Source organism: Bradyrhizobium sp. Ce-3 (assembly GCF_022835695.1).
Taxonomy (GTDB): Bacteria; Pseudomonadota; Alphaproteobacteria; order Rhizobiales; family Xanthobacteraceae; genus Bradyrhizobium.
This window is the reverse complement of the sequence record NZ_BQUV01000004.1, coordinates 285,348-311,127: the sequence shown is the minus strand read 5'-3', so window position 1 is coordinate 311,127 and position 25,780 is coordinate 285,348. Positions and strand designations below refer to the sequence as shown.

Genomic DNA, 25,780 nt, shown 5'->3' with positions numbered 1-25,780 from the left:
GCAACATGCTTAAGGGCATCAATCCATTGCTCAATGCCGACGTGCTCTATGCCTTGCGGGCGATGGGGCACGGTGATCGCCTGGTGGTGTGCGACACCAATTTTCCGGCCGACTCGATCGCGCGCCAGACCGTGTTTGGCGAGTTGCTGCGCATCGACAATGTGAGTGCCGCCAAGGCGGTCGAAGCCGTCCTCTCGGTGATGCCGCTCGATACGTTCGTCGACGATGCCGCGATCCGGATGGAGATCGTCGGACAACCGCAGGAAGTGCCCCCCGTGCAGCGCGAGGTGCAGGCCGCGATCGATCGCGCCGAAGGACGATCCTGGCCGCTGGTCGGCGTCGAGCGCCATGCGTTCTACGAGCAGGCCAAGGCGGCCTATTGCGTGATCGCAACCGGCGAGCGCCGCTTCTACGGCTGCTTCCTGTTCAGCAAGGGCGTGATCGCGCCGGACGGGGAGTGACGACATGAGCAAGAATGCCGTCGCCGTCCTCGGCGTCTTCGTCGTCGACCTGGCGTTCCGCGCCGGCAACATGCCGGCGATCGGCGAGACCATCGCCGGCTCGGGATTTGCCATGGGGCCGGGCGGCAAGGGATCCAACCAGGCTGTCGCGGCCGCACGGGCCGGCGCCAGCGTGAGCTTCATTTCCCGGATCGGCAGCGACGCCTTCGGCGAGCTTGCGATCAAGACCTGGGAGGCCGAGGGAATCCGGCCGCGTGTGGCGAGGACCGCGGAGGCGCCGACTGGAGCGGCGTTCATCTATGTCCACGAGACGCGCGGCGACAACGCGATCATCGTGGTCCCGGGCGCGGCGGGCGGCATCGGTCCGGCCGATGTCGATGCGGTGGCGGATGCCATTCGCGACTCCAGCGTATTCGTGACGCAGCTCGAGCAGCCGGTCGATGCGGCGCGGCGCGGGCTCGAGATCGCGCGCGCCGCCGGCAGCATCACCGTGTTCAATCCGGCGCCGGCGATCAAGTTCGACGATAGCCTGTTCGCGCTCTGCGATTATGTCGTCCCCAACGAGACCGAGGCCGAGGCGCTGACCGGGATCGCGGTGAGCGATCTCGCCGGCGCCCGCCGCGCCGGCGATGCGTTACTGGCAAAGGGCGCTGGCACGGCGCTGATCACGCTCGGTGAGCGCGGGGCGCTGTTCCATACGCGGGACCGTTCGCTGCATGTGCCGCCCTTCGCCGCCGGCAAGGTGGTCGAGACCACCGGTGCGGGCGATGCGTTCGTCGGCGGCTTCGCGGCGGCGCTCGCTGACGGTGCCGATCCGCTCGAAGCGGCGCGGTTCGGTTCGGCCACGGCCGGAATCTCGGTGACGCGACCGGGCACCGCGCCCGCGATGCCGCAGCGCGTGGAGATCGACGCGCTGCTCAAGGGATGATCGCGCGATGATGCGGAACGATCCGATCAAGCACGTCTTCATCTGGCCGGCGGTGCTCGTCGTGCTGGCGATCTCGATCTTTCCGCTGATCTATTCGCTCACCACGAGCTTCCTGAGCTATCGCCTGATTCCGCCGATCCCGCCGCGGGTGGTCTGGCTCGGCAACTACGTCACGCTGTTGCAGGAGCCGCGGTTCTGGAATGCGCTGTTCACGACGACGCTGATCGCGTTGATCGCGGTCGGGCTGCAATACGCGATCGGGTTCGGCATTGCGCTGGCGCTGAACGCGCGAGTGCCGGGCGAGCGGCTGTTTCGCGTCGCGTTGCTGCTGCCGATGCTGCTGGCGCCGGTCGCGGTCGCGCTGGTGGCACGCATGATCTTCAACCCGACGATGGGGCCGCTCAATCAGTTCCTGTCGAAGTTCGGCCTGGTCAACCTGCCGTTCCTCACCAATGGACATTGGGCGCTGGCCTGCATCATCGCAGTCGAAGTCTGGCAGTGGACACCGTTCATCATCCTGATGATGCTGGCCGGCCTGCAGACGCTGCCCGAGGATGTCTATGAGGCCGCCGAGCTCGAGAATGCCAGTGCCTGGCAGCAGTTCTGGGGCATCACCTTTCCGATGATGCTGCCGATCTCGGCCGCCGTCGTCTTCATCCGCCTGATCGAGAGCTACAAGATCATGGACACGGTGTTCGTGATGACCGGCGGCGGCCCGGGCGTCGACACCGAGACGCTGACCTTGTTCGCCTATCAGGAAGGCTTCAAGAAGTTCAATCTCGGCTACACGTCGGCGCTCAGCTTCCTGTTCCTGATCGCGATCACGATCATCGGCGTCACCTATCTGGCGCTGCTGCGGCCGCATCTGGAGAAGCGCCGATGAGCGGGCAGGGCTTGACCGGATTGTCGCCATGGAGCCGCCGCCTCGTTGCGGTCGGCGTTCTGCTCTGGTGCCTGGTTACGGTGTTTCCGCTGTATTGGGTGGTGGTGACCGCATTCAAGACGCCGCCGGGTGTCGTCGGCGGGCCGACCTATCTGCCGTTCATCGACTTCACGCCGACCCTGCAGCCCTTCATCGATCTCTATCAGGGGATCCGCGGCGAGTTCTTCAGGACATTCCTCAACTCGACCATCGTCGGCCTGTCGGCGGCGGCGATCGCCACCGCGATCGGCGCGATGGCGGCCTATGCCCTGGTGCGGTTCGAATTCAAGGTGCGCCTCGGTGCGGGGCTGGTGTTCTTCCTGCTCGCGCTCGGCGGCTATCTGTTGTTCAACGCGACGTTCGGGTTGACCCGGCCGCAGGCTCTGCTGCTTGCGTTTCCGATTGCGCTGATCGTCGCTGTCGTCGCCAACCGCCTGCCGTTGCCCGGACCGATCCTCGGCAATGAGGACATCCTGTTCTGGTTCGTCAGCCAGCGCATGTTCCCGCCGATCGTCACGGCTTTTGCGCTGTATCTGCTCTACAGCGAGATCGGCCGGCTCGGCTTCCAGCTGATCGACAGCTTCGTCGGCCTGACGCTGTGCTACGTCGCGTTTTCGCTGCCGATCGTGGTCTGGCTGATGCGCGACTTCTTCGAGGCGATCCCGATCGAGGTCGAGGAAGCCGCGATGGTCGACAACGTGCCGAGCTGGCGCATCTTCATCGGCATCGTGGTGCCGATGTCGATGAACGGGCTGCTGGCGACATTCATGATCACGCTGGCCTTCGTCTGGAACGAGTTTCTGTTCGCGCTGTTCCTGACCAATTCCAGATGGCAGACGCTGCCGATCCTGGTGGCGGGACAGAACAGCCAGCGCGGCGACGAATGGTGGGCGATATCGGCTGCGGCGCTGGTTGCCATCGTTCCGATGATGATCATGGCGGCCCTGCTCAGCCGGATGATGCGGTCGGGCCTGCTGCTCGGGGCCATCAAATAGCAAAAGACTTTGTAGGGAGGACTAGACGATGTTGCGACGGACGTTCCTGATGTTGACCACCTCGCTCGCGATGGCCTGCGCCGCGGGCCAGGCGAATGCGGCCTGCAGCCCGGATTACACCGGCGTCACCCTGACGGTGGCGTCGCAGACCGGACCGTATATCGCCTCCGCGCTCAAGCTCGGCGCCGACGAATGGGCGAAGAAGACCTGCGGCAAGGTCAATGTCGTCGAGTTTCCGTGGTCCGAGCTCTATCCGAAGATCGCGACGTCGCTGACGGCGTCGGACGCGACGTTCGACCTCGTCAGCTTCGCGCCGGCCTGGCTGCCGGACTTCGTGCCCTATCTCAGCGAGATGCCGAAGGAAATGCAGTCCGGCAAGGATTGGGACGATATCGAGCCGGCCTATCGCGAACGCCTGATGGTGTGGGAAGGCAAGATCTATTCGCAATCGATGGACGGCGACGTCCACACCTATACCTACCGCACCGACCTGTTCAGCGATCCCAAGGAGAAGGACGCGTTCAAGGCAAAATACGGCTACGACCTTGCACCGCCGAAGACCTGGAAGCAGTATCTCGACATCGCGGAGTTCTTCCAGCGGCCCGACAAGGGCCTGTGGGGCACGGCGGAAGCGTTCCGCCGCGGCGGTCAGCAGTTCTGGTTCTTCTTCAGCCACGCGGCGGCCTACGCCAACAATCCCAACTATCCGGGCGCGATGTTCTTCGATCCCGAGACGATGGACGCGCAGATCAACAACCCGGGCTGGGTGAAGGGCCTTGAGGAATACATCCGCGCGTCCAAGCTCGGGCCGCCGAACGCGCTGAACTTCTCGTTCGGCGAGGTGAACGCGGCGGTGGCCGGCGGCCAGGTGGCGGAGTCGATCGGTTGGGGCGACACCGGTGTGATCGCAGCCGACCCCAAGCAGTCGAAGATCTCGGGCAAGGTCGGTTCGGCGATGCTGCCCGGCTCGGACGAGATCTGGAATGCGAAGAGCAAGAAGTGGGACAAGTTCCCGAGCGTCATTCCGGGCCCGTTCATGGCATTCGGCGGCTGGCAGATCGCCGTGCCGAAGGCCGGCAAGAACCAGCAGGCGGCCTGGGACTTCGTCAAGACACTGACCAGCCCCGCGGTGTCGGGCCAGGCGGCGATCACCGGCGGCAGCGGCGTCAATCCGTATCGCAAGTCGCACACCGCCAATCTGGAACTGTGGAGCAAGATCTTCACGCCGCAGGAGGCCAAGGAATATCTCGGCGCGCAGTCGGACTCGATCAACGCCAAGAACGTGGCGCTCGACATGCGTCTGCCCGGCTATTTCTCCTACACGGAGGTCGTGGAGATCGAGCTCGGCAAGGCGCTCGCCGGCCAGACCACACCGCAGGCGGCGCTCGATGCGATGGCCAAGGAGTGGAACCGGCTGACCGACGAGTTCGGCCGGGCCAAGCAGCTCGCGGCCTATCGCGCGGCGATGGGCCTGCCGCCGAAGAACTAGCTTTCAACCGAGACATCCCGGGTGATGCGCAAGTGTCATCCGGGACTTTATCTGCCGTCGACGAAGGGACGGAAAAGGATTCCATGGCGCACGTCGAGATCGAGAACGTCAGCAAGGCATACGGGCCCTACAAGATCATCGAGGGGCTCGACCTCAACGTGGCCGACGAGGAGTTTGTCGTGCTGGTCGGGCCGTCCGGCTGCGGCAAGACCACGACATTGCGCATGATCGCGGGACTGGAAGCCGTCACCAGCGGCACAATCCGCATCGGCAACCGCGATGTGACCCAGTTGCGCCCTGGCTTGCGCAACTGCGCGATGGTGTTCCAGAACTACGCGCTCTATCCGCACATGACGGTTGGCGAGAACATCGGCTACGGCATGAAGGTGCGCGGTGAATCGCGCGCCAGCATCGAGAGGGCCGTCAACGACGTGGCACGCGTGCTCGACCTGGAGCAATACCTGCAGCGCCGGCCCAAGCAGCTGTCCGGCGGCCAGCGCCAGCGCGTCGCGATCGGCCGCGCCATCGTGCGCAGCCCCGACGTGTTCCTGTTCGACGAGCCGTTGTCCAATCTCGACGCCAAGCTGCGCATCGAGATGCGGACCGAGATCAAGGCGCTGCACCGCCGCCTCGCCAAGACCATCGTCTATGTCACGCACGACCAGGTCGAAGCCATGACCATGGCAGATCGCGTCGTGGTGATGAACAAAGGCCGGATCGAACAGGCCGCCGATCCGATCACGATCTACGAGAAGCCGAGCAATCTGTTCGTCGCGGGCTTCATGGGTGCCCCCAGCATGAATTTCATTCATGGCGAGATCGCCGCCCGCGACGGCGCGCTGATCTTCACCGAGCCGTCGGGCACGGCATTGCGAGTGCCGAAGTCGCGTGAGGCGGCCTATGCGGGTAGCGTCGGCAAGCCCGTGGTGCTCGGCGTGCGGCCCGATCACGTGTTGGCGCAAGGTAAGCCTGCGGGTTCTTCCATCCGTCTACTCGTGAAGGACGTCGAGCCGCTCGGGCCGCATACGCTCGTGATCGGGACCGTCGGCGCGTTCGCGTTCACGGCCCAAATGCCGGTCGGCGTCGCCGCGGAGCCGGATCATGCCATCGACGTCGCGCTCGATCTCGAGCGAACCCATCTGTTCGACAAGGCCTCAGGGAAGGCGATTTGCTGATCGGCCTGCGCTGCTCAACAGCTGCTTGCCTAGCTGCTGAACCCTCGCACTCGCCGGACGGTGTCGGACGGATACAGGCCAAAAGCCGAGCGGTACACCGCAGCGAAGCGGCCCATATGGGTAAAGCCCCACTTCAGGGCAACTTCGCTGACCGGAAGCACGTTCTCCGGTCGTGACAGCTCATCGTGGATTGCCTCGAGCCGAATCTGCCGCAAATAGGCGACGGGCGTCGTGCCGTGAATTTTGCGAAAGCCCAATTGCAGCAGCCGGCTGCTGACACCGACCGTCGCGGCAATGTCCGATACCGTCAGCGGCAGATGAGGATTGGCTCGCATGTACTCAACCGCACGCCGAATGTAACGCGGCGGAGCATCCAGCGAGTGGCGGTTCAACCGGTCGATCAGCCGATGCGGGATATTCTCGAGGATGAACTGTATGGTAGCTTCCGAGAGTAGCGCGCTGGCCTTCGGAGAGCGCGCCAGCGTCCCGTCATACAAGCCGGTCGCACTCGTACGAACAAGCTGAAGCAGCGTTTGCCCGGCTCCTGTCGACAAGTCGACGATCGGCGTCAAATTGAGATCTTCGAGCGCTGCGCTGCCGAATGTCGCCGACAGCACCTTTGTGACGATGCCCGTATGCAGCGTAAGGGTTACGCTGGAGTATCTTCGATCGACCGCCTCGACGCGCTGCGCTTGCATCGTCGGGAGGGGGACGATGGCGATCTCGGACGGGGTTCGCTCGACGCTCTTTCCTGCAATGAGCGTCTCGGCCTTGCCGGCATTCAGCAGGCCTATTGCGAGTTCTCCGGCGGAGTCCTCGTATGAGTAGCGCCAATCCCAGCCTGCAGAGAGGTCCGCCCGGACGACGTCAACTTCCGCTCCAATTGCAATATCCGCGTGCCAGCAAAACGATTCATCAGGCTGCGGCGAAGAATGGGCATTGATCCCGTGCGGTCTGAGCATCTCAAGGAGATCTTCAAACGAAGACCCCGATCGTATGGGCGGAGCAGCGAGTACGTCTTCGATCATTAGTCCTAACCAATTTGCTGTGCGCGGCATGACCCGATCCATCAGAACCGCGGTCCATCATTGAGGACGTCTGCCACACGCACAAACCGTACGATCACATTAGCACAGCCTTGGGGAATTCAGCTCGTGTTCTCTTTTTCATCTCTCTCAATATCCAATTACCGAATAGAATATCCAGATTGCGAAAAACCGGGCCGCAAAAGGTAGGATCTGATCCAATTCGGCTGCCTCGATTGACGTCGATGCCGCGCCGCTCAGCACTCGCCGTGCCTTCGCTGACGTCACGCCTGTTGCCGTGCTGGTGTTCCGGAGCTCCGCGGGCGTGACAACGCTCGCGATCGATCGCTCTAGCCAAAATCCGAATGTCTCCATCCAGAATGCGATGGCATCCATGGACTCGTAGCCCATTTGGCCTAAATCGTCACGACCAACTCAAACGGGTTATGAAAGCATGCTTACAAGGATTACTTGCGTATTCGCGCTCACGGTTCTTTCCTCCATACCCGCGCTAGCCGATAGCTGCGCCGATCACGTCCAGAGCACCGGCGTTCCGATGGTCACGGGCATGACCCACAAGACCTGGATGATCTTCCCGTCGGTCAATTCCGCTGCCGCGCTCGACAAGGTGTCCCGTGCCGTTCTGGCGGAGGGTTTCGTCGGCGTGAACGTCGACAAGAAGCTCGGCACCGTGACCACGCAGCAGGAGACCACCGGATCCGGCCGGCCACAAACGTTGCAAGTCGTGGTCCGCAAGGACGGCAAAGGCAGCCGCGTCGATGCGACCTTCATCTTGCCGCCGGGACAACTGGCTCCTGGAGTCGGCGACAACCTTTGCCGTGTCGTGAACGCAGCCGGTCAGTGAACTCCATCCATCTGTGAAGCAAGGCTGACGCGCGAATTGTAACCGGCCGCGCGTGTAGGGATGTCGCCCGGTCTGAGACCGGGCGAGCCATCCATGTCGAGGAATTGGGATGCAGCGCCGGCCTGCGCCCACAGCAATAAAGCAGGAGATATGATGCGTAGGGCTCGCTTTCTGAAAATCGTTTTGACGGCCACCACCGGCGTTATGATGTTTTCCGCCTCCGCGATCTCGGCTCCGCTCCAGCATGGTGCCGGTGTTGCGGCTGCGGTGCCGTCGGTGACCGACAAGGTCTGGTGCCGTTACGGGAATTGCTATGACAACGGCGGCGGCGCTGCCGTCGGCGGACTGGTCGGCGGCCTGATCGGCGGCGTCATCGCGGCCGGCGCGGCCAACGCCGCCGCGCAGCAGGAAGCTGCCGCCGCCCAGCAGCACGCGGCGTCCTGCGCTCAGCGCTATCGCTCATACGATGCGGCGTCGAACACGTTCCAGGCAAAGGACGGCCGGCGCTATCCCTGCCAGTAGCCGGTTCGGCTGCCGCGACCACTGCAGTGGGCTTGCGGCCACCGGAGCGGGGGAATTGGACCCGCCGCTCCGGGGTATAGCCCTCGGCGACGGGCCGAGCACGCTCCGGCCGATGGGCCGGAGCAGGCGTTTGAACGCCGAAGGTGCCGTGCCGGGGAATCGGCCAGACATTTGACGCAACAGGTTCCCGCCCTGCGTCCAGGGGAGCGGATCGAGGCGACTTGATCGGGAATCGCGGGTCGGGGCCGCCCATGGCGGCTTCTGATGCGATGATTTTCTATGTTATCACGTGATCCGTCGAAACTGTGCTCGTGCGGCCTGCCCGAGCCTTACGAATCCGGATCCCGAAGATGTTGTCGCTTCCCAAGACCAAAATACGTGTGCTGCTGCTGGAGGGCGTGAACGATTCGGCGGCCCGGATGTTCGAGGCGAACGGCTACACCGAGCTGCAACGTCTGCCCAAGGCGCTGGGACCGAAAGAACTCAGGCAGGCGCTGTCAGGCATCCATATGCTGGGGATTCGGTCGCGGACCCAGTTGACCGCTGAAATCCTCGAGGCCGCCGACCGGTTGCTGGTTGTCGGCTGCTTTTCGGTCGGCACCAATCAGGTGGATCTCGACGCCGCGCGAAAGCTCGGGATTCCCGTCTTCAACGCGCCATATTCCAACACCCGCAGCGTGGCGGAGCTGACCATCGCCGAGATCGTCATGCTGTTCCGCCGGATCTTTCCGCGTTCGGTCTCCGCACATGCCGGCGGCTGGGACAAGTCCGCCGAAGGCAGCCGTGAGGTGCGCGGCAAGACGCTGGGCATCGTCGGCTACGGCAACATCGGCTCGCAGCTCTCGAACCTCGCCGAAGCCATGGGCATGCGCGTGATCTATTTCGATCACACCGACAAATTGCGTCACGGCAACACCGAGCCGGTCGACACGCTCGACGAACTGCTCGCGGCCAGTGACGTCGTATCGCTGCATGTGCCGGAGACGCCTGCGACCGCCAACATGATCGGCGCGGCCCAGCTCCAGCTGATGAAGCCCGAGGCCTATCTGATCAACAACTCGCGCGGCACCGTGGTCGATCTCGATGCGCTGGCGAGCGCCCTGCGTGAGGGCCAGCTGGCGGGTGCCGCGGTCGACGTGTTTCCGGTCGAGCCGGTGTCGAACGAGGCGCGCTTCGTCTCGCCGCTGCAGGGGCTGCCCAACGTCATCCTCACGCCGCATGTCGGTGGTTCGACGGAAGAGGCGCAGGATCGCATCGGCGGCGAAGTTGCACGCAAGCTGATCGACTATTCCGATGTCGGGTCGACCTTCGGCGCGGTCAATTTTCCGCAAGTGCAATTGCCGGCGCGACCGACCGGCACCCGTTTCATCCACGTTCACCGCAACGTTCCCGGCGTCATGCGCCAGGTCAACGACGCACTCTCGCGGCATGGCATCAACATCCTGGCGCAGTATCTGCAGACCGATCCGGAAGTCGGCTATGTCGTGCTGGAAACCGACGTTGTCGGCGGCGAGGGCGAGGCATTGCTGGCCGATCTGAGAGCCATCGACGGCACCATCCGCGCGCGGGTGCTGTACGACCAGACCCGACCGCAGGGGTGATCGAGCGCTCGTTGCAGCGGTTCCCAGCGAGCTGGGCAACGATTCGTGTGAAGAAAACGCGTCGGATCCAAAATCCAGAGCCCCGTTGCGATTCAATCCGAACGGACCAGGCTCCAGGCGCAGAGCCCTCGCGCGTGGCGCACCGTATCGGAGGGATACAGGCCGAAAGCCGACCGGTATTACGCGGCAAACCGGCCCATACGGGAAAAGCCCCACGTCAACGCAACTTCGCTGATCGGAAGCAAGTTCTCCGGCCGCGACAGCTCTTCGTGGATAGCTTCAAGCCGGACCCGTCGCAAACAGGCGACGGGCGTCGTGCCATGGATCTTGGGCCAAGGCATTACGTTAGACGTAATTGCTTTGAGTCCTGGCCGATGTGAGCGTCACAGGCAATGACACGACGATCGCAAGAAGCGCTGGTGACCGTCGCTCTATTTCAGCCGGCCAGCGGATCCTCCGCCGTCAACAACGCTCACTACAGGTACCAGCTCGATGCTTTTCCGCTGGAAAGTCGCAACTGCGGCTTTCGTGATCGCTACGTTCGGTTGGACGAGCGGCTTCTACGGTCCGTTCGTCTGTTTGCCAGTTCTGCATGCGGATCGCGGTTGGTCCATATCACTCGTCTCGTCCGCAATAACCGCTCAGTTCTTGATCGGCGCTGTGATGATCTGGCTATCGCCCGACTGGTACCGGGCAGCAGGGGCGGCGCGCGTCACACTCGCTTGCGTCGTATTTGCGGCAATTGCGATCTTGATTTGGGCGAACGCGCAATCTCCCTGGCAAATGTTCCTGGCCGCCTTCCTCGGAGGCATCGGCTGGGCAGGTACGAGCGGACCAGCGGTGAACGCGATCCTGGCGCCGTGGTTCAAAGAGGATAGGCACAAGGCGTTGAGCTACGCGTTGAATGGCGCAAGCGTCAGTGGTCTTATTTTCGTTCCGGTCTGGTCGGCCCTCATATCGAGCAAGGGATTGGAGTTCGCTGCCTGCGTCATCGCAGGCGCGATGGTCATGGTTCTTGGACCGCTCATCAGCCTATATGTCGCGTCGGCTCCTGCAAGCAGCGTGGCCGCTTCCTCCAGTCCTCTGGAAGCTTCACCCTTGTCAAACGCAGGGCGTCGAACCGCGGTGCGCCGGGGATTGCTGCAAGACAGACGATATCTTTGGCTGACCACCGCATTCACGTTCAGTCTATTTTCGCAGATGGGATTATACGCCCACCTCGTTTCGCGAATGTCTTCGCAGGTCTCGATCGAGCTGGCTGCTTACGCGGTGAGCTTGACGGCACTTTGCGCGATCGCCGGTCGTTTCCTGCTTGCGCAAGCTCTGAATAGTAGAGATCGATGCACTATTGCGGCGGGAAATTTCGTCCTTCAGGCTATCGGCACGTCATTCCTCGCGTTTGGTAGCGACTGGATCATCCTTGGCCTCGGTTGCGTGATTTTTGGCGCGGGAGCGGGCAACACCAACACGTTGCTCCCATTGATAGCGCAGCAACTCTTTCGTGAGGAGGAAGTGGCAGATGTCGTTGCAAAGGCGGCGGCCATAAATCAGGCGATCTATTCGTTGGCTCCAGTCATCTTCGGCATGTTGCGAGATTATCTGGGAAACTACACGCTGGCCTTTGCGACTGCTGGGGCGCTTCAGCTCATGGCGGCGTTCATCATTGCTGGAGTACCGAGGAAGCGGCGTGCGTGCGCTGCTGATAGTTGTATGTCCAGCTGAGAGGTGCCATGCCGCGCGAGCTCTTACCTGGCACGTAATTGCTGATCCGCCGGCGGAGTGCTCAAACGCATCCGTGTGTTCGTCCTGATACACCATACGACGTTTAACTTTCCGCAGGATGACAGGATAGGAGCAAGCAAGTGACTCAGCCGGCAGCGATAATCCCTTCGAGCCAATGGTCAGTTGAGGGGTTCAAGACATTCTGGGCCGCACCGGTTCTTTCGCTCGTGCCAGCAATTCGTCAGGTGATGGCTGGTGACATCATCGGTCACTGGCCAAGGCCGATCGGAGACATCACGGACCCGGATCTTTATCTCGGTATCATCGCTGATATCCTGACGATTTGTCCGGACTGGAAGTTGGAAGTGCCGGAATATGCGCAATCGGGCAATCTCCATTTCGTTCGCTGGACCGCTACAGGAACGGACGCCGATGGCCGCTTCAAATTCGAGGGCTGCGATCGCATAAAACTCGACGGCAACGGCCTCGTTCTGGAGAACTTCGTTTTTTGTGACCATCCATTCTTCTCAAGAATAGATCCGCGTCGCGGCGCAGCGCTATGCAAGAGCCTTCCTCCGGCTGAATGAATGCCAGCCAAGCGGCGGCGAGGGCGAGGCACTGCTCGCCGCTCTGAGAGCCATCGACGGCACCGTCAGCGCGCGGGGGCTGCACGACCAGACCCCACCGCAGGCGGGATCGGGCGCGTCAGTCCGCCGAGAACCCGAACGGGACGCTCGAGGTTCTGAAATCGTCGGGCAGGATCTCGCGCCCGATCGGCGGCGCCGATCGTGCCGCGCATCTCGGGCGATGGCAGACCCGGCAGGCGACGCCGATCGGCGTCGGCTCATCCGCGTTCGGCCCCTGTCCGTCTCGGGTGTAGATCAGCTGGCCCGCATGTTCGGCGGCGCAGCCGATTGCGATCGCCCGCTCGACGCGGATGGCGCCGAACGCGCCGCCGCCTGCGGTCACGGTGCGGGCGATCGAGAAGAACCGCTGCCCGTCGGGCAATTCCAGCCATTGCGTCACGATTTGCCGTGGCGTCTTGAAGATATCGTGCACTGACCACAGCGGACAGGCGCCGCCGTGCTTGGCAAACGGAAATCCGGCGCCGTCGAGCAGCTTGGAAATGTTGCCGGCCGGATCGACGCGGATCAGGAAGAACGGGACCTTCTCCAGCCCCGGCCGCTGCAGCGTCGTGGCGCGGTGCGCGGTCTGCTCGAAGCTGGTGCCGAACTGGCGCGCCAGCGCCTCCAGATCGTAGCGGCGCGTCTCGACCGCCTTCGCAAATACGGAGTACGGCATGATGAGCGCGGCCGCGGCGTAGGCTGCCAGTGCGCGGCGAGCCAGCAGCTCGGCGCTCTTGCTGGTGAACTTGCCGTCTTCCACCGCGGCGCCGATCTCGTCTTCGAGCTCGAGATAGGCGAGCTGCTTGGCGAGCTGGAAATTGAGACCTGCGGTATCGAGCGAGTCCTCGAGCAGCAATTGCCGGCGATGCAGGTCCAGTCGCCTGACCGAACCGAGCATGACGTTGGGGGGCAAATAGCGGACCTGGAGCTTGTGACGCTCGCGAAGCCGCTCGATGAATCCGGCTGGTCCGGCCGGTTCATGGACCAGACGCTCGGCGGCATCGTCGAGATTGGCGAAATTGTTGCGGCGCGCGGCGAGAAATCGCCGGACCTCCGCGACGGGATCGTTGGCGTCGAAGTTCTCCTGACCCGGGTGCGACGTGCCGCCCACCAGGTCCGGTGCACGTCGTTCCGCCAGCGCCAGCTGCTCTTCGCGATAGGCGGTGTAGAGGCGAAGGAACGCTTCAGTCATTCCGGGATAGCTGACCGCAAGGTCGCTGACCTCGAGCGCGGGGATGTCGATGTCCGCAAACATCGGCTCCTTCAGGACAGACTGCATCCGCGCGGTGTGATCGGCGCCGCCGTCGCCGGCGAGATCGGCCAGATCGATCTTGTAGGTTCGGGCCAGGCGAAGCAGCATGTCGGCCGTCACCGGCCGCTGATTGCGTTCCAGCAGCGCGACGTAGGGGGCGGAGATTTCGAGATCGGCGGCCATGTCCGCCTGGGTCAGCCCGAGGTCGCGGCGCAGCCGGCGCAGTCGCGGGCCCATGAAAACGGAGCGGGCGCTTGAGGTTACCATCGCCTCATCCAGTTCTTGTAAGATTCTTACAACAATACATCGGTTTCTTGTAAGTTATGACAAGTTTTCCGCGCCAGGTCTAGCTCCCGATGACGCCGCGGGTCACAAACGGTGCAGTTATTTCGTCACCGAAGGGATCACGGACATGAACTTCCAACCGCGCGGGATCAGCGACCGGGCCATCCAGGGGCCGGCTTCGTATCAGAGCGAGCTTGAGGCGGCCGAAGCGCTGCTCAAGACCAAGGACACCTGGAACGGCGTGACCGCCGAGGCCGTGGCGCGCATGCGTCTGCAGAACCGCTTCAAGACCGGTCTCGATGTCGCCCGTTACACGGCTGCGCTGATGCGCGCCGACATGGCCGCCTATGACGCCGACAGCACCAAGTACACCCAGTCGCTCGGCTGCTGGCATGGCTTCATCGCCCAGCAGAAGCTGATTTCGGTCAAGAAGCACTTCGGCAATACCGACCGCCGTTATCTGTATCTCTCCGGCTGGATGATCGCGGCGCTGCGCTCCGAGTTCGGCCCGCTGCCCGACCAGTCGATGCACGAGAAGACCTCGGTGCCGGCGCTGATCGAAGAGCTCTACACCTTCCTGCGTCAGGCGGATTCCCGTGAGCTCAACGACATCTTCCGTGCGCTCGACGCCGCCCGCAAGGAAGGCGACAAGACCAAGGAAAAGGCGCTGATCGAGAAGATCGACAACTTCCAGACCCACGTCGTGCCCGTCATCGCCGACATCGACGCCGGCTTCGGCAACGCGGAGGCGACCTATCTGCTCGCCAAGAAGATGATCGAGGCGGGTGCCTGCGCCCTGCAGATCGAGAACCAGGTCTCCGACGAGAAGCAGTGCGGCCACCAGGACGGCAAGGTCACCGTGCCGCATGAGGTGTTCATCGCGAAGATCCGCGCCTGCCGCCACGCGTTCCTCGAGCTCGGCGTCGAAGACGGCATCATCGTGACCCGTACCGACTCGCTCGGTGCCGGCCTGACCCAGCAGATCGCCGTGAGTCACAAGCCCGGCGACCTCGGCGACCAGTACAACAGCTTCCTTGATTGCGAGGAAGTGACGGCCGCCAATGCGCGCAACGGCGACGTCATCATCAACCAGAACGGCAAGATGATGCGTCCGAAGCGGTTGCCCAGCAACCTCTACCAGTTCCGTCCCGGCACGGGCGCGGATCGCTGCGTGCTCGACTGCATCACCTCGCTGCAGAACGGCGCCGACCTGCTCTGGATCGAGACCGAGAAGCCGCATATCGAGCAGATCGCCAGCATGGTCGATCGCATCCGCAAGGTCATTCCGAACGCGAAGCTCGCCTACAACAACTCGCCGTCCTTCAACTGGACCATCAACTTCCGTTGGCAGGTCTACGACGCGATGAAGGAAGCCGGCCAGGATGTCAGCAAGTACAACCGCGCCGAGCTGATGAAGCCGGAATACGACGACACCCCGCTGGCGAAGGAAGCCGACGAGCGTATCCGTACCTTCCAGGCGGATTCGGCCAAGCGCGCCGGCATCTTCCACCATCTGATCACGCTGCCGACCTATCACACGGCTGCGCTGTCGACCGACAACCTTGCCAAGGAGTATTTCGGCGACCAGGGCATGCTCGGCTACGTCAAGAACGTGCAACGCGCGGAGATCCGTCAGGGCATCGCCTGCGCCAAGCACCAGAACATGGCGGGCTCCGACATCGGCGACGATCACAAGGAATACTTCGCTGGTGAAGCCGCCCTCAAGGCGGGCGGCGCCCACAACACGATGAACCAGTTCGGCTAATCGACCGAACCGATCATTTCGACGATCGGCTGGAGGGCCTGGCGCGCGAGCAGCCTGGCCCGTCCGCCGGCGGCGGGGCGATTTTCGACCACGGTGACGTGGTCGAGATCGCCCCGTAACGTTTGCAAGGCCGCTTGCCATCAGGCTTACGTCCGTCTGGAGAGGCTCCTTCGTTCCGCGCGAGCGTGGTATTGCGTCAGCTCGATCTCGAGGGCATGCCACGCGATGAGTGTCGGGCACTACGAATCCGCCGTCACCAGCTCTGCCGTGTTGGAGCGGCTCAAGCCGTTCGATCCCCGTATCGTCGGGACGTTGCCGCTCGACCTTGCCGTGCCGGGCAGCGACATTGACATCGTCTGCCATGCGCCCGATCCGAACGCTTTCGCAGAGATCATCTGGACCCACTATCAATCAGCGGATGATTTCGTGATCTACCGATGGACCGCGGGACCACGGCCGGTGGTGGCCCGCTTTGTGTGGGACGGCTGGCCGTTCGAACTGTTCGGCGATCAGCATCCGGTGGAACAACAACGGGGCTGGGTTCATTTCGAGGTCGAACGGCGGCTGCTTGCGCTTGATGACGGAGGGCTGCGACGCGCGGTCGGCAGGTTGCGGGCGGAGGGCCTCAAGACCGAGCCTGCGTTTGCTGCCGCACTCGGGATAGCGGGCGATCCCTATCGCGGATTGCTCGACCTCGCGGCTGAGACCGACGCTGCGCTGCGCGCCCGGCTCGCGATGTGCGACTTCGGCTGATCGCTGCCCTCGCTCTCTCGCAGGCGCGCTGCCTTTCGCTGCGCGTTACGGGCGGGTGAGATTTATTCGCCTGGAACGAGGTGGCCGACCGGGGGCCGAGCGAGGCGCCGGTGCCCGCGGCGGGACAGATAGAGCAGCAAACCCGTCACGGCGAACAGCGGCATCACGGCGGCCGCCAGCATGAAGGCGAGCTTGCCGGGCCATCCCAGAATCGCGCCACGGTGGATGTCGAGCACGCCGGCAAGGACGCGCTCGCCGAACGTCTTGTCGGCGTAGCGGTCCCTGGAGATGACACGGCCGGTCACGGCATCGATGCGGAATTCGTCGCGCACGCTCTCGAGCGACGAATCCCGCGGCCACGACCGCACGCGCACCGCCGTGCCCGCGCCGGCCGGCATGGTCAGCAGCGCCCTTGCGTAGCTGTTGTTCTCCTGCTGCAGGAATGCGGACCAGACGTGATCGAAGACGAGCGGCTTTGGCTCGGCCTTCACGTCAGATTTGCTGTCGGCGGCCGCGGCGCCGCGCGGAGGCTTGGACTGCATCGCAGTCGCCTGCGGCCGCGCGAGCAGCCAGTTGGCGCCGGCCTTGTACCACTCGAACGAATACCACAGGCCGGTCAGCGTCATTACCAGATAGACCGGCAGCACCCAGGTGCCGATCACGGCGTGCAGCGAGCGATGCAGGCCGCGTCCGCGCAGCCCCAGATTTGGTTTCAGCCACATCTTCACGCTGCGTGCGCGATGCGGCCAGCGCAGCACGAGGCCGCTGACCAGCATCACGATCAGGCAGATCGCAGCTGACCCGGTGATCTTGCGGCCGATGCCATTGCCGTCGCCGGGCAGCAGCAGCCAGCGATGCAGCTTGCGGACGGTGGCGAAGAAGTCCTCGCCGCGCGGCGAGCCGAGCACGTGCCCGTCATAGGGATCGACATAGACCGAGGAGGGGCGTGAGCCGCCTTCGCTGCGGGCAAAGCGGACGCGCGCTGCGGCCGTCGGATCGCTGGCCATCGTCACGGCCGAGACCTTGCCGAAGTCGCCCGCCGCCTGAAGCCGCGCGACCAACTCGTCCGGCGTGAGCCGCCGGGCCGCACTGGCGTCGACCCGCATGATGTGGCTGTTCAGGCTGGCCTCGATCTCGTCTTCAAAGGCCATGGTCGCGCCGGTGAGGCCGACCACGGCCCAAAGCAGGGCCAGCACAAGGCCAACGACGGAATGGACCTGCAACAGCGCAGCCTTGATCGGGCGTCGGACGTCACTCATCAGAATTTCACCGTCGCCGAGAGCGAGAAGCGCCGCGCGTCGCCCATCGCGACTGTGAGAATGCTGTTGGCAGATGGATGATAGACCGTGTCGAACAGGTTCTTGACGTTGAACTGGTAGATCACCGGGAACGACTGCACCTTGGTCTCGTAGGTCGCGAAGACATCCGCGACCGTGTAGGCCGGCAGCACGAAGCTGTTCGCGGCATCGCCGGGCCGGTCGCCGACATAGCGCGCGCCGCCGCCGAGACGCAGCCGGCCGGGCAGGGTGGTGCCGAAATCGTAGACCAGATAGAGCGAGGCGGTGTTGAGCGCGACGTTCTGCAGGGCGTTGCCGGCGAGCGTCGGATCCTCGGTGACCCGTGCATCGGTATAGCCATAGCTGCCGATCATGCTCCAGCTGTCGGTCAGCCTTCCGGTGACGTCGAGCTCGACGCCGCGCGAGCGAACCTTGCCGGCGGTGCGGTACTCGACGATCCCGGTCGCGGCGTTGAGCTGCGAGACCAGCACGTTCTTCTTGTCGATATCGTAGAGCGCGAGCGTGCCGGAGATCCGCTTGTTGAAGTCGAACTTGACGCCGGTCTCCCACTGGGTGCCTTCTTCGGGCGCGATGTTGGAGCCGATCACGACGCCGCCCGTCAGCGGCGCGATGGTAGAGGTCGGCTTCAGCGACTGGGTGTAGCTCGCGTACAGCGAGACCTCGTCGGTGAGCTTGAGGATGGCGCCGCCGAGCGGCAGCGCCTTGTCCTGCGAGACATTGGTGTTGGTGATGAACGGCCTGCCCTTGCCCGCGATCTGGTCGTAATCCATGTAACGCACGCCGCCGACCAGCGCGAAGCGCTCGGTCAGGTGCAGCGTGTCCTGGAAGAACAGCGACCACTGGCCGAGCTTGTCGGTCTGGGCGCTGTCGGCGGCGGAGATCGTGGTGCCCGGCGTGATCAGGCCGTAGACCGGGTTGTAGAAGTTGAAGCTCGGCGTCGCCTGCCGGATCAGATTATCGCGGTAGATCGTGCGGTACTGGCCGTCGCCGCCGAACAGCACCTCGTTGCGGAAACCGCCGAGCCAGACATTGCCCTGCAGATAGGAGGTGCCGTAGCTCGCATTGCTGAGCGAGCCCCAGGTGCCGTCATTGCTGCGGGTCTCGACGCCGGTCTTGCTGTTGATCCCGGTGATGCGGAGCTGGTTGGCGCTGAAGGTCTCGGTGTTGTAGCTGTAGGCCGCGAACAGCTTCCAGTCCTGGTTCAGGCGGTGCTCGACCGAGGCCTGCATCAGGTCGGAGGTTCCCCACATGTTGTTGAAGGGTTCGTCGAGCCGGCGCGTCGCCGGGATCGCCAGCGGCGCCTTGGTCACGGAATCGAACGCGGTGCCACGGTCGAACGGATAGATGAATTCGCGGTGCTCGTAATTGAGCTGGACGGTGGTGTTGTCGCCGTACCAGGCCAGCGACGGCGCGACCAGCATCTCGCGGTGGCGGCCGAAATTGCGCCAATAGTCCTCGCTCACGCCATAGCCGATGAAGCGATAGGCGAGGCCGCCATCGCCGATCGGGCCGGTGATGTCGACGGTGCCGTCGGCGCCGTTCTTGTTGTTGGCGTAGGTCGAGCCGAGCAGGGTCACCGAGCCGTGCTGGTAGAGCTCGGGGCGCTTACTGATCGTGTTGACGATGCCGCCGGGATCCATGATGCCGTAGAGCAGCGACGCCGGGCCCTTGAGCACCTCGACGCTTTCGACCGCGGCGTTGAGGCTGCGGCCCTGCACCAGCGGCATGCCGTTGCGCATGATCGAACCGTCGCGGTTGTCGCCGAAGCCGCGGCGCATCACCGCATCCTGGGTGCCGGCCAGCGTGTTGGCCTGGGTGACGCCGCTGACATTGGCGAGCGCGTCGTCGAGATTGCGCGGCAGCTGATCCCTCAGCACCTGCTCGGGCACGACGTTGACCGTTTGCGACGTGTCGAGCGGCGAGGCGCCGCTGCGCAAGGTGGTCGAGCTTGGCATCGCGCGATAGTGGAGCTTGGCTTCGTTCAGCGCGGCGGCGCGAGCGGCCGCGCGCTGCGACGGTGTCGGCGGCGCCGGTTGCGCATTCCGGCTGCGCTGCTGTGCCGCTGCCTCCGTTCGCTGCGCCGGCCTTGCCGCAGCGGCTGCCGGCTTGCGCTTCTGCGCCGGCTGGTCGACCGTGACCGGTGGCAACGGGACGCTCGATTGAGCATTTGCCGGCGTCACCGCGGAGGAGACATCGGCGAGCAGGAAGGCCGCGCCGATCAGCAGGTGGGTGCGGCCCCTGTCGGCGGCATGTCGACGGTCGCCGACAACCCGGCGATCAGCATTCACAGGCACTCTTGGACTTCCGATTCACGCGAACTCGTTCGTGCCGCGCCTCTAGCAGTCGGCGCGCGCGAAAAGAACCGGAGCAGACTTGAATCCCTCTAACTGCGGTGGATTTGAATCGTTCTAAGAAGCGGCAGGGCTCGCGCGTGTGCGCGAGCCCTGCACGTCATGACTTGGTTGTCGCGTCAGCGCGTCAATTGGTCGCTCGATTCCGACGAGAGACGACAGTCGTCGTCCTGTCACGCCTCAGGCGTAGTGTAGGTCGCGTAGTGCGATGCGCCTCACGACATCGCCAGGCTCACCGGCGCCTTGCCGACCATTCCTGTGCTCACGCCGTCGCGAGCCATCGATTCGATCTCATTCCAGTTCTCGCGGAAGATCCGCGCCGCCTCATTGGCGCTCTCCGCCTGGATCGTCAGACTGCAAGCGCGTCTCGCGCCATTGCTGGCAAGCTGGAAGTAGAGAACATATCCAGACGATTCCGCACTCCGTGCGGTCGACGGTGCCTGCTGCATGTAGGTTTTCCCCATAGTGTTCTTGTTGCGCCACCCGCACGCAGGATTTGACAGAGATGCGGCACAGTCGTGATTCCGGGCACGCAATCTGCGCGATTGCGCGTTTTTGTCTGGCGGTGTTGCCGGGATTCAACAGACGGTGGAACCGGCGACGTGCATCGACCGTAACCTGGCTGCGACCGCGACGCGCTCTCAACTGCGGCGCTGCGGGCTTACGCATCGCCGTCGGGATGCACCATCAGGGTTTCCTGGATCGAGGTCGCGAGCATCGATCCGTCGCGGTCATGGACGCGGGCGATCGATAGCCCACGGCCGCCCTCGGCGCACGGGCTCTCGGTTTCGACATGCATCCAGCCGTCGGGCGAGAATGCGCGGTGAAACCAGATGCAATGGTTGAGGCTCGACAGATAGAGCGGCGCGCGCGCCTGCAGGTCGTGGAGATGGCCGCCGACGCTGGAGAAGTTGAGCCACCAGTCCGAGAGATAGGCGAACACCGCGGCCTGGGCGCGGGAACCAGGCTTTAGCGGCTGCCTGCTCCTGATCCAGAAGCGCAGGCGCGGCTCGGCCGTCGCGGCCGAAAGTTGCCGTTCGATCTCGGGGATGCGGAAATCCATGCTGGGCTTGATGTGCGGCGAATAAGGGCCGAGCGGTCGCAACTGCGCCATCAGTCGGTCGGGGATCACCGTCAGATCGGGCAGGCTTTCCGGATCCTCCGACGGTGCGAACGGAGCTGCGTGCCGCGGACCCGGCTGCGGCGCGCAGAACGTGGCCTGCGCGCTCAGGACGGTGCGCCCGTCACCCTGTGTGCCGACGACATGGCGCGACGAGAACCGCTTGCCGTCCTGCAGCACTTCCACGGCAAAGGTAATGCGCCGGGTGGGATCGGCGCCGCGCAGGAACACAAGTTGCAGCATCGCGGCGGGCCGATCCTCCGGCGCACTCAGCGTTGCGGCCATCATGGCCTGGCCGAGGATCTGACCGCCATAGGACCGGCAGTTGAGGTTGCCGTCGCCGAACCGGCTGCGATAGCGCAATGGGGCGCTGGTCTCGAGCGAGACCAGCGCTTCGGCGGCCCGGTTGTCCCATGGTTCGCACGCGGCTTCGTTGCTCTCCGCGACGCGCATGCCTTGCCCGTCCATCCCGGTCACATCGCCGGGAATTTCTGCGGTCCCGGATAGAGCGGATAGCCGGCGGCGACGCCGTACTCGCTGATGCCAAATCCGGTCTCGCTGCCGCTTTCGAGCCGAACGACATGGTCCGACAGCGTGCGTGCGATGGCGCGTGTTGCAGGGTCGTCGAGGTTCCAGATGTCGTGCGCGGCGTGGCTCTCGCCACGGTCGTCGCCGTGAGTCCAGCCTTGCAGGCCGCCATACATGCCGGCCTTGAGATAGAAGCGGGTCGGCAGTCCGTGCATCCTGACACGCCGCGGCTCGCCGCGCTCGAAGGCGAAGGTGAAATCGGCCACAGCTATGGTCTGGCCGAGCGGATCATCGGTCCATTCGATCTTGTGCTCCACCGAAATGACTTCGCGATGCGACACGGATCCGTCGGCCTCGCGGCGGAACTCGGTGCCCGAGAGGTAGTGCGGCTTGCCCGGCGTGCGCTCCTTGATGAAGATCGACAGCGCCGATTGCGGAAACTGGAACATCGACCAGGTCCAGAAGAAATTGCGATGGGTCGCAACCGGCGGCCGCGTCTCGTCGGTGCGCATCTCGGAGCGCAGGCCCCAGGAGCGGTCGCGCTGTCCCCACCATTGTTCCGGTTCAATTTCGTAGCGCTTGCCGTCGGCGACGATCCAGCCGCGCCAGCGGCCGAATTGCGAGACGCGCGCAAGGTCCTCTTCGACGTCGCCGTTGCGCTCGCGAAAGTTCTGCTTCTCCTGCGCCGCCGGAAAGCTCGCCTTGAACTCGAGCTCAAAGCTGATGCCGGACGGATTGTCGGCGAGCGAGACCCTGTGCAGGCTGTTACCCTCGACGATCTCGATCCTGAGCCCGCCGACTTCCGTCTCCAGCGGGCGCGTCCCGAGCCGGCGCGAGGCACGGAAATTGTGCTGGCGGCGGCCGATGGTGATGCCGGCGAAGCCGTCCATCACGTTGCGGTTCGGGTAATAGCCGAGCCCGATATCGATCAGCAGTTCGCTGCCGTCGATCGGGTGCGCGGTGTACCAGTAACGCTCGGTGAACCTGACATCGCCGCCGCCTGCCTTGGCAAACGGCTGCGGCGTCTGATGGCCGATGAGATCGTCCTGGGCTGTCAGCATTGTTCTTGTCCTTGTGTTTGAGCCTCGGTCAGTCGATGCGTCGTGAGGTCAGTCCTTGGCCGCCCCCGCGCCCACGATGTCGCCGAACAGCACCCAGGTCTTGCCGTCGAAGCGGGCAAAGCGGCGTTCGGTGATCGCCGCGTAGTCCTGCGGCGTGGTCTGGATGGTGATGCCCGGCAGCAGCATCGGCAGCTCGATGCCGCTGAGATTGGTGGCCTGCTTCAGCACGTTCTCCCGCGTGAGGTTGTCGCCGCAGCGCTGCAGGATGATTGCGCCGAGCTGGGCCGTGGTGTAGCCGGTCACCGCGATCACGTCGTTCGGATCCATGCCGGGCATGTATTTCGCAGCGAAGGCGAGATAGTCGGTCATGCCCTTGTCATTGGCCCAAGCCGGATCGTTCGGCGTCTTGTAGGAGGTCGTGGTCAGGATGCCGGTCGAGGCCTCGATGCCCGCCGGCACCAGCACGCCGGCGATCGAGTTCGCGGTCGAGCCGAGGAAGATCAGCGGCTTCCAGCCGAGCTCGTGGATCTTGCGGATCGCCATCGAAGCGAACTTGTTTTGTGCGGCGATCAGGATGGTGTCGGCGCCCGACGCCTTCAAATTCACGATCTGGGAGTCGATCGTCGGCTCGGTCGACTGATACATCGCCTCCTTGACGATCATGGTGTCGGCCTTGGCGCCGAGACCTTCCTTCAGGCCAAGCACGAAATCCTTGCCGATGTCGTCGGCCTGCAGCAGCACGCCGATTTTCGCGTCCGGCTTCTCGCGCAGCACGTAGCGCGCGATGATCCGGGACTCGTTGACGTAGGTCGGCGAGTAGGGCGTCGTCCAGGGAAATTGCTTCGGATCGTTCCAGCGGGTGCCGCCGCTCTGCACCAAGAGATGCGGGACGCCGTTGCTGTTGAGATATTTCTGGATCGCAGCGTTGGTCGGCGTGCCGAACGGCGCCATGATCGCGAGCACCTTGTCGTTCTCGACCAGCGCGCGCGTCACCTCCACGGTCTTGGGCGGACTATAGGCGTCGTCGCGGGTCAGGAAGTTGATGTGGCGGCCGTTGATGCCGCCTTTCTCGTTCAGCATCGTGAAATAGGCGAGCATGGTCTTCGGGAAGCTCGCATAGATCGATGCCGGCCCGCTGTAGGGCGCATTGGCGCCGAGCAGGATTTCGGTGTCGCTGGCCCCGGGACCATAGGCCTTCTGGGCGTTCGCAGTTCCGAGCGCGCCGGTGAGCGCGAACGCCCACACGGCAAGCGTGACCATTGGCTTCCGCATCTTCCCCTCCCATGACGCCCTCTTTTGCGGGGCTGGTTGATCCGGCGATGGAAGCCTTGAAAGGCTTTACCCCTCGCGTCGGCTATGTAATAATAGACCGTCTGTCCGGATTATCAACTGAAATCTCCGGCGGCAGTTCGGCATCACGCAACGACGGAAACATCCGCAGGCGTGCGCGGCCGCATGGCGGCGAGGAGGAAACATGAAACTGACGCAGGCGCTGATCGCGGCGGTGCAGTTGCGCAAGGACGCACCCGGAACCATCCATGCGGGACGGTCGCGGAGCTGGAAGGAGATCGGCCATCGCGTCGCCTGTGCCGCGGGCGGGCTGCGGCGGCTCGGCGTCGAGGCCGGCGATCGCGTCGCCATCCTCGCGCACAACAGCGACCTCTATATCGAGGCGCTCTATGCCATCGCCTGGGCCGGCGCGGTCGCGGTGCCGCTCAATACGCGCTGGGCGGTCGCCGAGAATGCCTATGCGATCGACGATTCCACGCCAAAACTGCTGCTGGTCGACAAGGCCTTCACCGAGATCGGCTCGGCGCTGCGCGGCGCAAAATCACTCACCGCGATGGTCTATCTGGACGAGGGGCCGGTCCCCGACGGCATGCAGGGCTATGACAAGCTCGTTGCGCACGCGCCGGTCGAGGATGCCTCCGGCGCCTACAACGATCTCGCCGGCATCTTCTACACCGGCGGCACCACCGGCTTTCCCAAGGGCGTGATGCTGTCGCACGCCAACATCATCTATGAATCGCTGGTCTGGATCTATGCGCTCCGCTTCCGCGAGGACACGCGGTATCTGCACTCGGCCGGCATGTTCCATCTCGCCGGCACCTCACCGATGATCGCGCTGACGCTGGTGGGCGGCACTCACGTCACCATCCCGAAATTCGAGCCCGAGCTCGCGATGCGGACCATCGCCGAGCACAAGATCGATTACTGCCTGTTCGTGCCGACCATGCTCAACATGATGCTCAATCATCCGTCCTTCGGCACATATGACCTGAGCAGCGTCAGGGATTGCGAATATGGCGCCTCGCCGATGCCGGATGCGCTGCTAATCAAGCTGATGCGGGTGCTGCCGAGCTGGCGCTTCCACCAAGGCTACGGCATGACCGAGAGCGCGGCGCTGGCGACGATCCTGCCCTGGGAGTACCACGCGCTGGAAGGGCCGCTCGCGGCCAAGCGGAAGTCGGCGGGGCGGGCGGCGCCTGGCGTCGAAATCCGCATCGTCGATACCGCGGGCAATGAGGTGCCGCGCGGCACGGTCGGCGAGATCGCGATCCGCGGCGCCGGCGTGATGCTCGGCTATTGGCGCAAGCCCGAGGAAAGCGCGCGCGTGCTGCGCGACGGCTGGCTGCACACCGGCGATGGCGCCTGGATGGACGAGGACGGCTTTGTCTATATCGTCGATCGGCTGAAGGACATGATCGTCTCCGGCGGCGAGAATGTCTATTCCGGCGAGGTGGAGAACGCCATCTTCCAGCATGAGCATGTCAAGGAATGTGCCGTGATCGCGGTGCCCGATCCGCAATGGGGCGAGGCGGTGCACGCGATCGTGGTGCCGAAAGACGGCGCGCGGCTCGATTCGGAGGCCGTGATCGCTCATTGCCGCACCCTGATCGCGGGCTACAAATGTCCGCGCTCGGTCGACATCCGTCTCGAACCGTTGCCGCTGACCGGCTCCGGCAAGATCATGAAGTCGGCGCTGCGCGAGGAGAAGTGGCAGGGCTATACGAGGTCGGTCAATTGATGCAGGAG

Annotated in this window: 23 protein-coding genes; 14 read left to right on the top strand and 9 right to left on the bottom strand. The window is 64.0% G+C overall.

Annotation, left to right across the window (positions count from 1 at the left end; translation table 11 throughout):
- Positions 1-5: 5 nt before the first annotated feature.
- The 6 genes from BRSPCE3_RS16080 to BRSPCE3_RS16055 all read left to right on the top strand — a co-directional run bounded on the left by BRSPCE3_RS16080 (position 6) and on the right by BRSPCE3_RS16055 (position 5,970).
- Complete coding sequence (locus tag BRSPCE3_RS16080; protein WP_244066847.1) at positions 6-461, top strand: RbsD/FucU family protein; 456 nt, start codon at positions 6-8, stop codon at positions 459-461.
- A 4-nt stretch (positions 462-465) separates the two neighbouring features.
- Positions 466-1,389 (top strand): ribokinase, encoded by a 924-nt coding sequence (gene rbsK / locus BRSPCE3_RS16075; RefSeq protein WP_244066846.1) that lies wholly within the window; start codon positions 466-468, stop codon positions 1,387-1,389.
- Between the two features lie 7 nt (positions 1,390-1,396).
- The gene (locus BRSPCE3_RS16070) at positions 1,397-2,272 is read left to right on the top strand and encodes a carbohydrate ABC transporter permease (RefSeq protein ID WP_244066844.1); all 876 of its coding nucleotides are present in this window, start codon (positions 1,397-1,399) and stop codon (positions 2,270-2,272) included.
- Positions 2,269-3,306, top strand: coding sequence for a carbohydrate ABC transporter permease (locus BRSPCE3_RS16065; RefSeq protein WP_244066842.1), 1,038 nt, complete (start codon positions 2,269-2,271; stop codon positions 3,304-3,306). Before BRSPCE3_RS16070 ends, BRSPCE3_RS16065 begins: the two co-directional genes overlap by 4 nt.
- A gap of 28 nt (positions 3,307-3,334) precedes the next feature.
- Positions 3,335-4,795 carry an extracellular solute-binding protein gene (locus tag BRSPCE3_RS16060; protein WP_244066841.1) on the top strand — a complete coding sequence of 487 codons (1,461 nt, stop codon included), beginning with the start codon at positions 3,335-3,337 and terminating at the stop codon, positions 4,793-4,795.
- 83 nt (positions 4,796-4,878) lie between these two features.
- On the top strand, positions 4,879-5,970 hold the full coding sequence (locus BRSPCE3_RS16055; RefSeq protein ID WP_244066835.1) for an ABC transporter ATP-binding protein: 1,092 nt from the start codon (positions 4,879-4,881) through the stop codon (positions 5,968-5,970).
- A gap of 29 nt (positions 5,971-5,999) precedes the next feature.
- Here the strand turns inward: BRSPCE3_RS16055 and BRSPCE3_RS16050 are convergent, their stop codons facing one another.
- The gene (locus tag BRSPCE3_RS16050; RefSeq protein WP_244066834.1) at positions 6,000-6,998 is read right to left on the bottom strand and encodes an AraC family transcriptional regulator; all 999 of its coding nucleotides are present in this window, start codon (positions 6,996-6,998) and stop codon (positions 6,000-6,002) included.
- Between the two features lie 565 nt (positions 6,999-7,563).
- Between BRSPCE3_RS16050 and BRSPCE3_RS16045 the strand changes: the two genes are divergently transcribed.
- The 5 genes from BRSPCE3_RS16045 (at position 7,564) to BRSPCE3_RS16020 (ending at position 12,292) form a co-directional block, all read left to right on the top strand.
- Positions 7,564-7,860: a hypothetical protein gene (locus BRSPCE3_RS16045; protein WP_244066833.1), complete on the top strand. Its 297-nt coding sequence runs from the start codon at positions 7,564-7,566 to the stop codon at positions 7,858-7,860.
- A 207-nt stretch (positions 7,861-8,067) separates the two neighbouring features.
- Positions 8,068-8,382 (top strand): BA14K family protein, encoded by a 315-nt coding sequence (locus BRSPCE3_RS16040; RefSeq protein WP_244066832.1) that lies wholly within the window; start codon positions 8,068-8,070, stop codon positions 8,380-8,382.
- A 350-nt stretch (positions 8,383-8,732) separates the two neighbouring features.
- Positions 8,733-9,983 carry a phosphoglycerate dehydrogenase gene (gene serA, locus BRSPCE3_RS16035; RefSeq protein ID WP_244066831.1) on the top strand — a complete coding sequence of 417 codons (1,251 nt, stop codon included), beginning with the start codon at positions 8,733-8,735 and terminating at the stop codon, positions 9,981-9,983.
- Positions 9,984-10,475: 492 nt separating this feature from the next.
- Complete coding sequence (locus BRSPCE3_RS16025; RefSeq protein WP_244066829.1) at positions 10,476-11,705, top strand: MFS transporter; 1,230 nt, start codon at positions 10,476-10,478, stop codon at positions 11,703-11,705.
- Between the two features lie 140 nt (positions 11,706-11,845).
- On the top strand, positions 11,846-12,292 hold the full coding sequence (locus BRSPCE3_RS16020) for a nuclear transport factor 2 family protein (RefSeq protein WP_244066827.1): 447 nt from the start codon (positions 11,846-11,848) through the stop codon (positions 12,290-12,292).
- A gap of 118 nt (positions 12,293-12,410) precedes the next feature.
- Here BRSPCE3_RS16020 and BRSPCE3_RS16015 read toward each other — a convergent pair whose 3' ends face one another.
- Entirely contained in the window at positions 12,411-13,850 is a 1,440-nt protein-coding gene (locus tag BRSPCE3_RS16015; protein WP_244066825.1) for a short-chain fatty acyl-CoA regulator family protein, read from the bottom strand.
- Positions 13,851-13,995: 145 nt separating this feature from the next.
- Here BRSPCE3_RS16015 and BRSPCE3_RS16010 point away from each other — a divergent pair, with 145 nt between their 5' ends.
- Complete coding sequence (locus BRSPCE3_RS16010; protein WP_244066824.1) at positions 13,996-15,633, top strand: isocitrate lyase; 1,638 nt, start codon at positions 13,996-13,998, stop codon at positions 15,631-15,633.
- On the opposite strand, the gene BRSPCE3_RS36045 is transcribed toward BRSPCE3_RS16010, so the two are convergent.
- The gene (locus BRSPCE3_RS36045; protein WP_283843133.1) at positions 15,630-15,761 is read right to left on the bottom strand and encodes a hypothetical protein; all 132 of its coding nucleotides are present in this window, start codon (positions 15,759-15,761) and stop codon (positions 15,630-15,632) included. The two genes, BRSPCE3_RS16010 and BRSPCE3_RS36045, sit on opposite strands and share 4 nt — an antisense overlap.
- 97 nt (positions 15,762-15,858) lie before the next feature.
- On the opposite strand from BRSPCE3_RS36045, the gene BRSPCE3_RS16005 reads away from it, so the two are divergent.
- Positions 15,859-16,386 carry a DUF4269 domain-containing protein gene (locus tag BRSPCE3_RS16005; protein ID WP_283843132.1) on the top strand — a complete coding sequence of 176 codons (528 nt, stop codon included), beginning with the start codon at positions 15,859-15,861 and terminating at the stop codon, positions 16,384-16,386.
- 62 nt (positions 16,387-16,448) lie between these two features.
- Here the strand turns inward: BRSPCE3_RS16005 and BRSPCE3_RS16000 are convergent, their stop codons facing one another.
- From BRSPCE3_RS16000 to BRSPCE3_RS15975, 6 genes are all read right to left on the bottom strand, one after another.
- On the bottom strand, positions 16,449-17,645 hold the full coding sequence (locus BRSPCE3_RS16000) for a PepSY domain-containing protein (RefSeq protein WP_244066823.1): 1,197 nt from the start codon (positions 17,643-17,645) through the stop codon (positions 16,449-16,451).
- Entirely contained in the window at positions 17,645-19,972 is a 2,328-nt protein-coding gene (locus BRSPCE3_RS15995; RefSeq protein ID WP_244067256.1) for a TonB-dependent siderophore receptor, read from the bottom strand. Before BRSPCE3_RS15995 ends, BRSPCE3_RS16000 begins: the two co-directional genes overlap by 1 nt.
- A gap of 278 nt (positions 19,973-20,250) precedes the next feature.
- Complete coding sequence (locus BRSPCE3_RS15990; RefSeq protein ID WP_244066821.1) at positions 20,251-20,484, bottom strand: hypothetical protein; 234 nt, start codon at positions 20,482-20,484, stop codon at positions 20,251-20,253.
- Between the two features lie 212 nt (positions 20,485-20,696).
- Complete coding sequence (locus BRSPCE3_RS15985) at positions 20,697-21,623, bottom strand: acyl-CoA thioesterase II (protein ID WP_244066820.1); 927 nt, start codon at positions 21,621-21,623, stop codon at positions 20,697-20,699.
- Between the two features lie 5 nt (positions 21,624-21,628).
- Positions 21,629-22,744: a hypothetical protein gene (locus tag BRSPCE3_RS15980; RefSeq protein WP_244066817.1), complete on the bottom strand. Its 1,116-nt coding sequence runs from the start codon at positions 22,742-22,744 to the stop codon at positions 21,629-21,631.
- A gap of 48 nt (positions 22,745-22,792) precedes the next feature.
- Complete coding sequence (locus BRSPCE3_RS15975; RefSeq protein ID WP_244066816.1) at positions 22,793-24,016, bottom strand: ABC transporter substrate-binding protein; 1,224 nt, start codon at positions 24,014-24,016, stop codon at positions 22,793-22,795.
- A 202-nt stretch (positions 24,017-24,218) separates the two neighbouring features.
- On the opposite strand from BRSPCE3_RS15975, the gene BRSPCE3_RS15970 reads away from it, so the two are divergent.
- Positions 24,219-25,772, top strand: a complete 1,554-nt coding sequence (locus tag BRSPCE3_RS15970) for a long-chain fatty acid--CoA ligase (RefSeq protein WP_244066814.1) — start codon at positions 24,219-24,221, stop codon at positions 25,770-25,772.
- The last annotated feature ends 8 nt before the right edge of the window (positions 25,773-25,780 follow it).